This is a genomic window from archaeon, from assembly GCA_016432545.1.
GTDB lineage: Archaea > Thermoproteota > Nitrososphaeria > Nitrososphaerales > Gagatemarchaeaceae > UBA183.
The window spans coordinates 556,182-570,727 of the sequence record CP066694.1; the positions used below are offsets into that span (position 1 = coordinate 556,182).

A 14,546-nucleotide genomic window follows, 5' to 3' on the forward strand; every position below is an offset into this window, starting at 1 on the left:
TGGCGCAGTTCGAACCCTAGACCGTTGAGCCGCCAAGCTCAGACAGCTTACGGCCTGTCACGATTCGAGCCGAAGAGAAGAGCATCGACCTCACCACCTCTGTTTTCACGTCTCTGAGGCCATTGGTCGTCAGCATGACCTCGGCTTCCTTTCGGTCGCCGGTTACCATCATCGAGATTGCCCCGCCCGGCTTCAGGACCCTCACCATTTCATTGACTGAGTAGATACGGTCTGCAAGCCTCTCGAACTTCCCTGTCCCAAAGCCCGAGAGCACGAGGTCAATGGCCCCAGACTTGATTGGAAGTTGCCTGGCGTCAGAACTTGCCAGTTCCAAACTCTTGGATCCATTTCCCCCTTGTGGCTTGTTGTCGAGTCGCTGAATCTCCTGTCTCCTCGCCCCTATTGATACGTCCAGTGCAAGGACCAACCCCGAAGGGATTCGCGGCGCTACCTCCTTTGTTATCAGCCCGTGACCGCATAGGACCTCCGCGACCACTTCGTCGCCTCCCCATGGAATCTCCTTGACTAAGCGGACTGCTTCCCTTGGCTTTACGACACTTGAATTCCATATTTGAATCACAGCCGCGAACATGTACGCCGAGCCTCCGATGGCGACCAAGTACGAAAGTACCAACGCTGAGAAGTGCGAACTCCCGAACTGGTATGCCCCGAAGACCCCAAGGGCCATCAGCACCTCTCCACACACGATCAGTATCAGGGCGATTCGGCTGGGCTCTAAGAAGTAGAATGACGAATTCCTGGCCGCTCGGGTCTCCTTTTGAGTCATCGCATACTTCGCCTGGACTCCGATATTTCTAGGTTGTTGGAGGTTGCCAACTAGGGAAGTGTGGTGTCCGTCGTAGTGGTCGAATCGGTCGTATGGACTGTAGTTGAGATGTCTGTGGTAGTGGTTGCATAAGTGGTATGAAGGGTCGTAGACGTGTCAGTAGTCGTGGTCGAATGAGTCGTATGGATAGTGTTCGAAGTGTCGGTTGTGGTAGTCGAATAGCTAGTCGAAATCGTCGTGGAGGTCAGCCAAGACGTAAGGGTCGAAGTCGCTGAAGTCGTCGTTATTGCGGGGGCCGTCGTCGTCGTCGTGCGCGTAATGGTCCTCGTTCCCGCCGTCGACCTGAACTCCACCGAAGTAACGGTGAACGTGCTCGTCTGCAACACCGTCTGAGGAAAAGTCGAAGTGACAGTCGACGTAGCGGTCTCAAGCGTGCTTGTGACCACTGAAACCAAAGTGATCGTCGAAGAGAGAGTGAGCCGCGAGGTTGACGTCGATGAGAAGCTCTCGATCGATGTTGTCGGTTGAGTGAGCGTGCTAACAACCGTCGCAGTTTTGGAGTTGGCCCCAAGGATGACCACGGAGGAATAAGTTCCCCCAATTGTCAGGAGTAGGATTAGGATAATGCCACCCAGCGCGTAGCCTCCGACCCGCACAAACTTGGCATCCGAACTCGTGCTTAAAATCATTGGGGCGCGAAAACGACACTTTTCGTCAGAAAATCAGGACTGCGAATCCATAATCGCACATCGTATCATGCCCTTTGGAGTTTCGTGCGGAAAACGGATAAAAACACGTCAAAGGGCAGATTCCTTCGATGAGAGCACCTGCTCGGTCTCCCTCCTCCCAAGAAAGGACCGCATTCCTGATTGGTGGTGTCTAGCTCGTCTCGGCGTTTTACGGCAGTCACCCTGTGCGCGCTATTTGTCCTCGTCGCCTTCGAGATACAAGGAGGAGAGGCAGCCACCGTCCCCAAGGTCGGGCAGCCCTACGCCTTGGCTCTTCAAATCCTTCCGCCGAAGCTCCCCGCTGACGGCAATGAATACTCGGCCGTCGTAGTCTCGCTCCTCGACCCCTCGGGCCGCCCGTCGTTCCCGACCTCTTACGTGACTGTCTACCTCACTTCGTCTCAACAGAACGTGGCGACCGTCGACCAGAGCCTCGTGATCAGTCCGGGCTCGAACTACGGGGTAGCGAACCTGACAACCACGATTACGACCGGGTCGACCGTGATAACCGCTGCCTCTCCCGGCCTTCAGTCCGCTTCATCAGTTTCCACGACCGTAACGCCGAGCGGGTTCCCCTCGAGCCTGAAAGTCTTCGTCGCGCCCAGCACGGTCCCGGCCAGGCCTGGTAGTCAGGGCGTAGTCATCGTCGAGCTGCTAGACAAGAACAACCTGCCGACGAAGCCCACCTCGGACATCACGATTCAGCTTACCACCAGCGAGCCAAGGGTGGCGAACCTGACGGACTCGACCTTGACGCTTCAGGCCGGGAACCTGGAGGTCCAGGGAGGGTTCCTCACCACCTTCCGCCCAGGCCAGGCGGTGGTGACCGCTTCAGCCCCGGGCCTAGGCACTGGAAGGGCCACGGTAAATGTCAAGGGGCCGGCGCCGACCAACCTCAAGGTCTACGCCCAGCCGGCGAAGATCCCGGTTTCGACCAGCGGCAAGCTTACGATAGTCCTGACTGACTCGACGGGCAATCCTGCGAGGGCGCAGAGCGACATCACGGTCCTGCTCAGCTCCTCGAACACCAGCCTCGCCAAGGTCAAGAGCACGCTGACAATCCCCGGAGGTAGCATGTACGCCATCACGACGGTCAACTCGACGGCTGTCAACGGCAACGCGATCATTTACGCCGCTTCCACTAACCTCGTCACCGGATCCGTCTCGATAAGGTCCTACTTCCCGTCACTTACGCCTACAAGGCTGAAGCTGGAGCTTGCGCCCCCGGTGGTCCTCGCCGACAATACAGTGTACAGCTCTATCATGGTGTCATTGGAGGACTCGGGCGGCGCACCGGCGCTCGCAGCTGTTGACACCACAGTGAGGCTCACTGCGTCAAACACCCAAGTGGGAACTGTCCCTGCATCGGTCGTGATTGTCCATTCAACGAACTTCAAGGTCATACCTTTCGACGCCACCTTCTTCTCCGGCTCGACAGGAATCACCGCCCAGGGCCTTGACAGCTCTCTGACCATCGACACCGTCCAGCAGGCTACCTACGGGCCAGTCCCAACGAAGGTGGTCCTGACGGCGCTCTTCGGAACTTCGGGAAGGGGAGGCACACTGCCGGCTGACGGAAAGCTCTACAACGCTCTTGAGGTCTCCCTCGTGGACGCGTCCGGTTCGCCTGCGGTGGCACCGGAGGACCTCCCCATCCAGCTCCTGTCCACAGCCTCCGGGGTGGTCTCAGTTGATACGGCCGCCACAATCCCAGCCGGCTCGACTGCGATCATAACCGGTGTCCAGACGAGCACCCTGTCCGGCCGGGCCAACCTCACTGCGTTCGCGCAAGGGCTTACTATCTCGGGGCTTCAGGTGCTGACGGTGGTCCCGGCGCCCTCTGCCCTCGCTGCCTGGGTCAGCCCTTCCACAACCCTGTACTCCTCAGTCGCGCTCTCCCCGTTGCTCTTCGTCCAGCTCCAGGACTCCGCGGGCAACCCGGCCAGGGCGCAGTCGCCCATCAGCGCGACCGTGACTTCGTCCAACGGGGCTGAGGTCCAGACTCCCATTGCCTTGACATTCCCGCAAGGTACCGACCACATCTCGGTCCGGGTTGAGCTGAAGCACAACGGGTCCACCGTGCTTACCGTGACTTCGTCCGGACTTACCTCGGCGAACGCGAGGATCGACGCCCGGTCTCCGACGCTCGCAATCGCCATAACCGCAAACCCGCCCACGATCTTCTCGAACGCGAGCTCGATAGTCAAGCTGACCTTGATGGCAGAGGGGGCGCCGCTGCCGGGCGCGACGGTCGCTTGGAACTCCAGCCTGGGCAGAGTGGAACCCAACGCCACCTTGACATCGACCTCCGGGCTGGCCTCAATCACATTCAAGCCGTCGCAGAGCGGCCTGGCCAAGATCTTTGCGATCATCTCGCACCCGTCTCTGGGCACCTACACCATGAAGGTCTCGGTGACTATCAACCCCGCGCCGAATAGAGCTCCACCTACGCTTTTGCAGCTAATCCTCTCCTACCTGATCTATGTCATCCCGGTCGTCGCTGCGATCATCGGGCTGGTGGTCTTCCGTACAATCAGGCGGCGGAGAAGTAAAGCCAGAGAGGAATTGGAAGCAGGGTTCCAGACCCTCTCCTAGTACGAGTCAAGCCTCGGCAGTGTGATACGCGACTCTCCCCTCAATCGAGTGCGCGGGAGGAAGCAGGCCCAATCGAAGGCGCGAGACTTTGGCCTCTTTGAGCCGGCCCTCTTCGGTGATCTCCTCGAATACCGAGCTGTTCCCGGCTATCAGGAGCGCGACCCTGCCGCCGTCCTTCAAGACCCTGATCACCTGCACCGAGGCCTTCCTCATCTCGAGCGACCCCTTTAGCCTGTGAAGGGCCATTCCCGATACGACGGCGTCGAAGGCCCGGTCCTTGAACGGGAGGTGGGTCGGCTCCCCCATGACTAGTGAAATCTTGGACTCGGTGCCGCAGATTCGCGCGTTGGCAAGGAGAGAGGCAGGGCTGTTTCCCGTCACCTCCGTGGGCCTCCATCTGTCCAGCGAGACCACTAAGCCGTCCTTCAGCCTGGCAGCCACAGTATTGGCGAACATCCCTCTCCCGGACCCTATGTCTAGCACCACTTCGTTTCCTCCCCAAGAGATCGTCGCTGCCAGCCGGGCCACCTCCCTAGGCTTCCACGCCTTGCGGCCCAGGTACAGGCCCGCCCCGAACCCGATGAAGATCAGCCCTGCAAGAAGAAGGAGGAGGCTCAGCATGAAGACCCAGAGGGGTCCGAGAGTCGACCGAAGGAACTGCACCGAGAAGCCCGAGGCAGCCACCAAGATTCCCGCCGCCAAGAGCGAAAAGATGGTCACTGGGTCGTCCGTTCCATAGTCGGGCTTTCCTGGCAGTAGTGAAGGCGCTTGGCGGTCCTCAGACTTCGGCCCTGCCTTGTTGGGCATTTCGATTGGCGGGTGCCCTTTCACAAGGGCCGATAAGCGTTACAGTGGTATGGGGATGAAGAGGCGGGCCAGGCTGACCGCTATGATGCTCGCGATGACGAGGGCGAACCCGTGCTTGAAACCGTCCGACAGGCTGCTCTCCCCCATCTTCCCTGCTACGAGTCCGATTATGAAGGAGTCGAAGACCGCCGTCGTAAGAAGGAGGTCGATCGTGTGAGGGTCAATCGAGCTCGTCTTGTACCCCAGGGTCGCGGGGGCAGAGAGCATGTAGACAAGGATGAAGGTCGTGAGGATCACCATAACGCCCGCGATGTAGGTAACGAAGACGAAAGGCCTCAGTGCCGAGCGCCGCTGGCTTTCGAGGTCGTTGATTGTCCGCGCAAAGGAGGCCATTTCGGTAAAGCTTCGGATTGTTCCTCCGCCAACGTCGACTACTTCTATCATCAGGATTCCTGTGGCACGGGTGATCCAGCTCGCGACCGAGGAGGTGAATGTGGAGATGACCTTCGAGAGAGAGACGCCCCAGGAAAGCTGGGCGCCCATTTTCTTGACGTGCCTCGAAAGCACCCCATAGTTCCTTGATGAGAGGCGTTCTATGCTCTGTTCAGGAGATAGGCCTGTCTTCCTCCCCTCTGTCACGTCCCCTATGAAGTCAGGAAGTGCCCTCTCAAGCCGTCTCCTCTCACGAGAGAGCCTGAAGGAAAAGGCGGCTGGAGCACCAGACGCGACGCCCAAGGCGAGGGAGGTGTGGATGTAGAGTGGCACCGGGAGGGGAAGGAGCATTGTTAGAATCGCAAACGGGATCATGATTCCGAAAAGCCTGTAGGGGCGGTAGTCCGTGTAAGGCCACTTGGTCTGAACGGCATCTGTGATATAGATGAAACCGGCCGAGAGCAGAGGGACGACCAGGAAGGCGAAAACGTACAGGTTCTGTAGGCCCGCGACGTTCTTCGAAATCATTGTCTGGACCATGTAGAGGGTATACAAGGTCATTCCAAGGACGACGGTCACTGTCAGGTATGCTTCCGCTATCGTCCCTGTGATGTCGGAAGAAGCCTTGACGATCGCGGACCGGTTGGCGATAAGGTCCCTCAGCTTGAGCTGGATGTAAGCTTCGAAGCTGCCTCCGGACTTTAGGACCGCCGTATAGCCCGCGAGGAATTCCGACCAGTACCTGCTGGGGCTGAGCCGCGAAGCATTCTCCATGGCGGTGATGGGGTCCTGGCCGAAGACATCGGTGTCCACGAGTATCCGCTTCGCTTCCTTCTTGGATGCGGGCAGGACGTCCATCTGGGAAATCCTCCTCAGGGTCTCGATGGGAGACACGCCTCCTCCCGCGAGGACGCTCATGTATCCTAGCACGAAGGGAAGCTCGGTGTCGATGGCTGCGGCCCTGCCGGCCGAGCTAAGTTTCGGAAGGTTGGTGATCAGGATGTAGACGATGGGGGTCGCGACCGGAAGAAACGCGAAGAACACCATGTTGAGGACAAGCACACCGTAGACCGCGAACACTGAAGTGACTAGACCGGTCACGAACGCGGAGAAGAGCGCAAGTGAGACCAGCCCCTCTGGCGAGGTCCTGAGGTTGGACTTCAGAATCTGCGAGCGCAGGCCTGGCATCCCCTCCGCGATGCGCGCCGAAGGACCTTGGAAGATCTTGAAGGTGAGAGCCACGAACTTGTCGAAGAGGCTCAGGAGGGGCTCTCGTTTGGCTTTGCCCTCCAGCTCGCTCAGGAGCACGTCGCTCATTTCTGGATCTCTTCTATCTGGGGCGTGGCGATCCCCATCGCCTTGACCTCGTTGAGGGCCCTCTGGTAGGTCTCCTCGGGTCGGCTGACGTAGTAGTCGAGGATTGGAGAGACCTCCTTGAAATTGCGGATTCCCTTCTGCTGAATCCACTTCAGGACTATGCTCCTCCTGTTGATCTCTTCTACGAGCTGACCAGGCTCGAATCCGCCGTCCCTCGCGAGGCGCTGGATCCTAGGACTCTTCTCGAGGTTGGCTCCCTTGAACGTATCAGTGCGGGCGTCCCACTTGAAGATCTTCTCGTATACCTTGTCGCTGACAATCTCGTCGACTGAGACGATCCTTCTGATCGACTTGAAGCCACCCGTGGGAGTCGGCATCGAAATCCTCCTGACCACGAAGATGATGTCGAGGAAAGGCAGGAACGCTGCGGGGACGTTCATCGGGGCTGAGAGGAGCCTCTGGACGGCCGAGGTCTCGTCGTCGGCGTGGAGAGTGCAAAGTCCGCCGTGTCCCGTGCTGATCGCCTGGAAGAGGACATAGGCTTCTTGGCCCCTCACCTCTCCTACCACGAGTATGTCCGGCCTCATCCTCATAGCGGCCTTGACAAGTTCGAAGAGGTCGACTTCGCCGGCCCTCTCCTCAGTTGCCGCATAGCTCTCCCTCGAGACGAGAGGTGTCCAGTTCTGATGTGGTACGTTGATCTCTTGGACCTCTTCGATTGTAACAAGCTTGGTGTTTAGCCTGGTCAAGGTCAGGATCGCGTTCAGAAGCGTGGTCTTGCCGGCGCCGGTCGCGCCCACGACTATGGCGGTTGAGCGATTCTGCATGAGGAGCCATGTGTACGCCGCAATCTTGTAGTCGAGGAGGTTGAGATTGAGCATGTCGATAATCGTCAGTGGGTCTTCCCTGAACTTCCTGATCGTCGCACTGCTTCCTTGAGGCGAGACTTCCCTGCGGAAGGTAGCAATCAGCCTGTGCCTTCCAGGCAGGGTGCCCTGGACGATGGGGAAGGCGGTAGAGACATGCTTTCCGGCCATGTGGGAGAGCCTTGTAACGATGTTGTCGAGCTCGTCGTCGTTGGGGATGGTGATGTTCGTCTCGAGGGTTTCGTGACCCTTGTGGTAAATGAAAATCGGCTTGCCTGAGCCGTCCAGTGAAATGTCTTCGATGTTGGGGTCCTTGAGGGGGCCGTCCAGCACGCCGAATCCGACCAAGTCGCGCTCAGCGAAGTAGATGATCTTGGACCAGGACGTAGCAGGTACGCGGATGCTGTACTTCAGGACGATGCGCCTGGCTTGGTCTGAGAAGTACTGGCGCGGATTGACCTCTGACCTTGGGACGGTCAGTTCAGCCTCCAAAGTGTCGAGGATGTAGGAGTAGATGCCCGCCTCGGCCTTCGAGAGGGGGACCTCGTCCAAGAAGTACTTCTTCGCTCCAAGGGGGCTCTCGGAGATCTCGGCGAATGCGAAGGGGCTGTTGACTGGGTACCTGTCGATGACCCTCCAAGATGGAGGTATCCTCGTCCCGGTCATCGGGAAGCGGATATTGGTCTTCCTGAGGAGCGAAATCAGCTTCTCCTGCGACTTCTTCGTCTCGCCGGGCCTTGCTTCTCCGCCTGGGCGGCTCAGTACGTGGCCCTCCACCGCTTCAGGTTCCGACGGTTTCGAGATCTCTTCGGCCGGAACCGTCGAGTCCTGACTCCCAGACGACATCTAAGGTCCACCTGGCACAATTCTGAGACTCGGCAATTTCGTCCCAAAGCGGGCTTCCAACCTAATATAGATTTGAGAGGGGTTGTGAGGGCTCATCAGGGGCATCAATCGGAGTCCTTGAGAAGGTGTGGAGAAGTACAACTAAGTCTCCGTGAAGGTCGCGCTCGCGGCCACGACCGAGGTCGTTGTGTCGTAGACGATGACATAGTAGGTTCCAGCCGTCGCTTGGTTGACGGTCAATGTGACGCCACCCGGTATAGCGCCTGCCCCACTCGTCGTAAGGGTAAAGGAGCTGCTCACACAGGTGGCGGTTGTGGCGCTTGAGCTGAGGCAGTATGAGTAGGACTTCGAGTTTGCGTAGTTGGAGCCACTGAGTGTCGTCACCGTGTTAGAACCATGAGGTCCAGAAGTGATTGTGAGACTCAACGTTGGAGCCGGGGAAACGGTGAAGACAGCCTGAGCGGTATTCCCTTGGGCATCTGTCGCCACCACAGAGTGGGTACCCCCGCCCGAGGTCGGGACTAAGAAAGTAGTTGCCCCCGGGATGGCGCCAGCACCTGTGGCGGTTACGGCTGCGGGGCTGGTCGTCAAGACATTGCCGTCGTAGGAGAAGCCTATTGGAGCGCTTGCCGTGAAGCCCGATCCGGTCAAGGTTACAGAGGATCCGAGTTTGCCGCTTACGGGGGCCAGGCTTAGGGTTCCAGGGGTCTGGAAGTAGGTCAGCACTAGTGGTTCGTTCTCACCTACTGGCACAACGCTCCCCGTACAACCTGTGTAACCTAGAGTAGTACACCCAACCCCAAATACGCCGTGCAGATAGAAGGAACCCGGACCGGTCCCACCGGCGGCAGGGCACGTGGTCGCCGAACAGCTATTGCCCATAGGTGTCCCTGTGAAGTAGACCGTCACTGGGTGAAGAGAGTTCGTCGTGACATCGGGAGCGGGAAGCAAGATACCGTCTCCCAAGCACACAGGAGTGCCTGAGCCAGAGGTTCCTCCGCACGTGATAAGTCCTGTACTCGATACCGACCCTATGTACCACACGAAATTCTTGGAGCTGGAACCGGGCGGCTGATTGGTGATAAAGAACAGGCTGTCAGCGTCCAAGACTATGTTTCTGTGACCAGTTGTGTCTGTATCCGAGAGGTTAGCCGAGAACACGAGTACTTTTCCCGTGTTCGTTAGTGGGCTCACCGTGGTCCATCCCGTCGGGGCATTCTTCACGTTAAATGTGCCGCCTATGCAGTTTGTGTTGAATGGGTTGTTCGCGCAGCCGAAAGAATTGTAGTTGTCAAGGTGGCAACCGGAAGCTCCGGGCAGACATCCATTCCCGCCGGTCACTACCGTGCCCCAACTCCTAAAACTGTCGAAGTCCAGCGCTATGTACCCAAGCCCGCTCGAGCTGGTCGCGCGGCACGTCGTAGTCGTCGGATCGCAGCCTTGGGTGACTACGAGTGGTTCGCAGGAGCTTGTTGCCCCGGCGTTGTTCGAGTCTCCTGAGTAGACAGCATGCCAGCTGAAAGCCCCTAGGCTGTTGAATGTCACCGAGGCGGAGTTAGGCACCACTGCGTTTGTTACGGTAACAGCTACACCAACGGTTGTCGCCATTCCGCCGCAACCAGCCCCAGTGAAATACGAATAAGTGACGGTTCCACCTGCGTTGGTCGTCACGCCTATCAGGTTCGCCTGGTCATAAACTGAGGTAGCAGGAAGGACCGAGGTGGCCGACAGCGTGGTAATGATGGCGCTCACAAAGTTGAGGTTCGTCACCAAAAGTGGCTCGCATGGGCTGGTCGCCGGGTTGTTGTTGGCGTCTCCGCCGTACACTGCGACCCAGCTGAAGGAGCCCGCGCTGGAGTAGGCGAAGGCGCTTGAGTTTGAACTTACCTTGCCGTTGACTACGGAGGAAGTGCTGACCTGGACCCGGGTCCCTTGGCAGATTCCGCTTGCCGTGTACCTGTAATAGGTGACGGTCCCTCCTGCATCGGACGTCACGCCATCCAGGGTCGCTTGGTCGAAGACGGAGCCTCCCGGGGAGATGACGTTCGCAGATAGGGTGGTCGTAAAGGACGAAATTATCGTGTGAAGAACCAGGAGTGGCTCGCAGGGGCTGTTCGCCGCGGCGTTGTTGGCGTCGCCGGAGTAGACTGCCTTCCATGAGTACGCGCCGGCCGTGCTGTACACCACAGTGGATGAGGCAGGTGCGATTCCGTTCGTCACCGTCACCGGAGAGCCAACCTGAGTCTGACCCGTAGTACACAGGCCATCCGAGTAGCGGTTGTAGGTCACCGTGCCGCCTGCCGTACTTGTGACCCCCTCGAAGTAAGCCTGGTCAAAGACGGACCCGCCAGGAGAGATGACATTCGCCGAGAGGGTGGTGGTGAAGGCTGGGATGTAGGTCTGAGCCACGTAAAGCGGCTCGCAGGGGCTGGTCGCTCCTGCGTTGTTCGCATCGCCAGAGTACACCGCCTTCCAGGAGTAGGCCCCGGCTGTATTGAAAGTCACGGACGAGGAACTTGGGACCACGGCGTTGGTTACAGTGACGGGAGAGCCCACAGTGGTCTGACCGGTGGTGCAGAGGCCATCGGAATAGCGGCTGTAGGTGACCGTCCCTCCCGCTGTTGTTGTTACTCCCTCGAGAGTGGCCTGGTCGAAGACCGACTGCCCGGGCGTGATGACGTTGGCTGAAAGGGTAGTGGTGAAAGCGGGGATGTACGTCTGGCTAACCAAGAGTGGTTCGCACGGGCTAGTCGCGCCTGCGTTGTTCGCGTCCCCCGAATAGACTGCGTTCCAACTCAGGGTCCCGGCCGAGTTGAAAACGACAGAAGCGGAGTTTGGCACAACTGCGTTCGTGACTGTTGCGGCAGAGCCCACCTGCGTCTGTCCCGCCGAGCAGAGCCCGTTGGAGTACCGATAGTATGTGACGGTCCCGCCCGCAGTAGGCGTCACTCCGATCAGCGTCGCCTGGTCGTAGACAGAGTTGCCCGGGGTTATCACGTAGGATGAGAGGCTGGTGACCACCCCGACAGCAGAATTCGAGTTGGTCACGAAGAGGGGCTCGCAGGGGCTATTGGCCGCGGCGTTGTTCGCGTCTCCCGAGTAGACGGCCTTCCATGAATAGGCCCCGTAGGTGTTGTAGGTCACTGAAGCTGAGTTGGGGGCGACGCCGTTTGTAACCGTCACAGGAGACCCCACCTGCGTCTGTCCCGCCGAGCAGAGCCCGTCGGAGTATCGGTAGTAGGTCACAGTGCCCCCGGCGGTGCTTGTCACGCCCTCCAGTGTTGCCTGGTCGAACACTGACCCACCTGGGAGGATTACATTCGCCGACAGCGTTGTCGTGAACGACGGGATGAAAGTCTGAGACACGAGCAAAGGCTCGCAGGGACTGGTCGCAGCCGCGTTGTTCGCGTCGCCCGAATAGACTGCGTTCCAGCTCAGTGTCCCCGCGGAGTTGAACGTTACAGAGGCGGAGTTCGGCACCGCCCCGTTGGTCACGGTCGCGGCCGACCCCACCTGGGTCTGCCCAGCCGAGCAAAGGCCGTTGGAGTACCGATAGTAGGTGACGGTCCCTCCCGCCCCTGGTGTCACGCCGATCAGTGTCGCCTGGTCGAAGACGGAGTTCCCTGGGGTTATCACGTAGGATGAAAGCGTGGTGACCACACCAACTTTGGAGTTGGAGTTTGTAACGAAGAGGGGCTCGCAGGGGCTGTTGGCCGCGGCATTGTTCGCGTCTCCTGAGTACACTGCCTTCCAGGAGTAGGCCCCGTACGTGTTGTAGGTTACTGAGGCTGAATTCGGGGCAACACCGTTCGTGACCGTCACTGGGGACCCGACCTGGGTCTGGCCGGCCGAGCAGAGCCCGTCTGTGTAGCGGGAGTAGGTGACCGTGCCACCTGCGGTGCTAGTGACGCCCTCCAAGGTCGCCTGGTCAAAGACTGAGCCGCCAGGCAGGATCACGTTTGCCGACAGGGCGGTCGTAAAGGACGGGATGAAGGTCTGTGCCACTAGCAAAGGCTCGCATGGGCTGGTAGCGGCGGAGTTGTCGACATCACCGGAATAGGCGGCGCTCCAGCTGTAAGTCCCGGCAGTGTTGTACGTGAAGCTCGAGGAGGCAGGGACCAGTCCGTTGGTCACAGACGCGGGCGAGCCAACCTGGGTCTGCCCCGAGCTGCAGAGTCCGTCCGAGTATCTGTAGTAGGTGACCGTGCCTCCGGCCGCGATGGTGACTCCAGCGAGCAACGCTTGATCGTAAACCGAGTTGCCGGGCGTAATCACGTTCGAGGAAAGGGTGGTGATGATGGCCCTTACGAAGGTCAGAGAAATCGACAGCGGCTCGCAGGCGCTGGTCGTGGGGTTGTTCTTGGCGTCTCCCGAGTAGACTGCAACCCAGCTGTAGGAGCCTGCCGTTGCGTAGACGACGGACGAGGAGTTGGCCCCAACAATTCCGTTGGTGACAGTCGCCTGGCTGACCTGGAGCCTGCCGCCCTGACATATGGCGCTAGAAGTGTATCGATAGTAGGTGACCGTCCCGGAGGCGTCAGTAGTGACCGCGGAGAGCCTCGCCTGGTCGAAGACCGACCCGCCGGGCAGGATTACGTTTGACGAGAGGGTAGTCACGAGGCCAGGTACGAAGGTGTCAGTGACATACAGAGGCTCGCATGGGCTGTTCGCTGGGAGGTTGTTGGCGTCCCCTGAGTAGATCGCGTTCCAGCTGTATGAGCCTGCGGTGTTGAAGGTCACGGCGTTGGAGCTCGTCTGGACGATGCCGGCCACCACATCCACGGGGGAACCTACCTGGGAGGGCGTGCTGGAGCAGTCGCCGCTTGTAGAGTAGTAATAGAAAGTTACAGTTCCCCCCGCGCCCGTCGTCGCCCCCGCGAGGGTGGCCTGGTCGCTCACCGAACCGCCCGGCTTGATTACGCTGGAGGAGAGGGTGGTGGTAAGGGACGGCTGGATGTTCGATGAAGTGGCGGTCAGAGGCTCGCAGGCGCTTGTAGCGCCGGCGTTGCTTCCGTCTCCCGAATAGACTGCCTTCCAGCTGTACAACCCCGCGACGGCGAACGTCGCAGAGGGAGAGTTGGGAACCAGCCCGCTGGTGACTGTCACCTGCCCGACCTGGGTTTGACCTGTCGTACAGGTCCCGTCGGAGTACCTGTAGTATGTGACGGTGCCGCTGGCGGTGACAGTGACCCCGTTGAGCGTCGCCTGGTCGTAGACCGAAGCAGGGGGGACTACGGTTGTCGCGGAGAGCGTCGTGACTATCGTCGTGAGGATGCCGGATGCCGTGTTGATCAGGAGGGGCTGGCAGGATCCGGTGGCAGCGTTATTGGCCCCGTCGCCCGAATAGATCGCTCTCCAGCTGTAGAGGCCTGGGCTGCTGAAGGCGACCGCCGCAGAGTCAGGCACGATTCCGTTGACAACAGTGACCGAGCTTACGATTATGGGGGTCCCGGTGCAAATGGGGCTCGAGGGATTGAAGTATTCGTAGGTTACTGTGCCGCTCGCGGTCGGCGTGACGCCAGCGAGGACCGATTGGTCGAAGATCGCATTTCCGGGGAACGCGTAGCTGGCGTTCAGGGTCCCGATTATCCCAGGGAGGACCGGCGAGTGCTCGGAGAAGTTCGAGCCGACCCCCTGAGTCGTTGTGAATACGTTTCCGGTCTTAGTGATGACCCCCAGCGTGTAGCGACCATCAGCGAGGGGCGCATAGTTGGTGTCGAAGAGTATCTGAGAGCCGGCCCCGCTGACGTCCAGCGCGAGCGGTATGGAACCATTGAAAGCAGGCGCAGAGTTCGAGCTGAATGGGCTCATGATAGTCTGCGTGGTCAGCATTGCGGTAGCGTTCGGGACCAGGTTTCCGTTCGGGTCTGCCACGAAAGCTGCTATCAGGTCGAGGGGTGCGCCGCCGGTGTTGTTCACCCAGACCTTGAAGGTGTTGGACCCGGTCCCGTTGAGCCCGAGCTGTCCCGACACGGAGACGGACTCTCTGCTCTTGTCCTGGTTGAATATCTGATTTCTCTCTTCGGCCTGGCTGAACTGGCCATTGAGTGTGTTCGAGAAGAGGAGGAAGCCGAGGCCTGCGGTGAAGATCAGCGCGAACATGATTATCGCCGCGATGATCCCCGAGATTGCCTTCTGCCTGCGCCTGCCCCTTAAGAGTCTCAATTT

7 protein-coding genes are annotated in these 14,546 nt (G+C 59.4%); 2 read left to right on the forward strand and 5 right to left on the reverse strand.

Annotated elements, in window-relative coordinates; translation table 11 throughout:
• Positions 1-16 precede the first annotated feature (16 nt).
• A complete protein-coding gene (locus HY247_03055) occupies positions 17-787 on the reverse strand; it encodes a methyltransferase domain-containing protein (GenBank protein QQG49303.1) in 771 nt (256 codons plus the stop codon).
• 237 nt (positions 788-1,024) lie between these two features.
• On the opposite strand from HY247_03055, the gene HY247_03060 reads away from it, so the two are divergent.
• Complete coding sequence (locus tag HY247_03060; GenBank protein ID QQG49304.1) at positions 1,025-1,180, forward strand: hypothetical protein; 156 nt, start codon at positions 1,025-1,027, stop codon at positions 1,178-1,180.
• Positions 1,181-1,656: 476 nt separating this feature from the next.
• Positions 1,657-4,110 (forward strand): hypothetical protein, encoded by a 2,454-nt coding sequence (locus HY247_03065; protein ID QQG49305.1) that lies wholly within the window; start codon positions 1,657-1,659, stop codon positions 4,108-4,110.
• A 6-nt stretch (positions 4,111-4,116) separates the two neighbouring features.
• Here the strand turns inward: HY247_03065 and HY247_03070 are convergent, their stop codons facing one another.
• From HY247_03070 to HY247_03085, 4 genes are all read right to left on the reverse strand, one after another.
• The gene (locus tag HY247_03070; protein ID QQG49306.1) at positions 4,117-4,917 is read right to left on the reverse strand and encodes a methyltransferase domain-containing protein; all 801 of its coding nucleotides are present in this window, start codon (positions 4,915-4,917) and stop codon (positions 4,117-4,119) included.
• 39 nt (positions 4,918-4,956) lie between these two features.
• Entirely contained in the window at positions 4,957-6,666 is a 1,710-nt protein-coding gene (locus HY247_03075) for a type II secretion system F family protein (protein ID QQG49307.1), read from the reverse strand.
• Positions 6,663-8,378, reverse strand: a complete 1,716-nt coding sequence (locus HY247_03080) for a type II/IV secretion system ATPase subunit (protein QQG49308.1) — start codon at positions 8,376-8,378, stop codon at positions 6,663-6,665. Before HY247_03080 ends, HY247_03075 begins: the two co-directional genes overlap by 4 nt.
• Before the next feature lie 141 nt (positions 8,379-8,519).
• Positions 8,520-14,543, reverse strand: a complete 6,024-nt coding sequence (locus HY247_03085; GenBank protein ID QQG49309.1) for a hypothetical protein — start codon at positions 14,541-14,543, stop codon at positions 8,520-8,522.
• Positions 14,544-14,546: the final 3 nt, after the last annotated feature.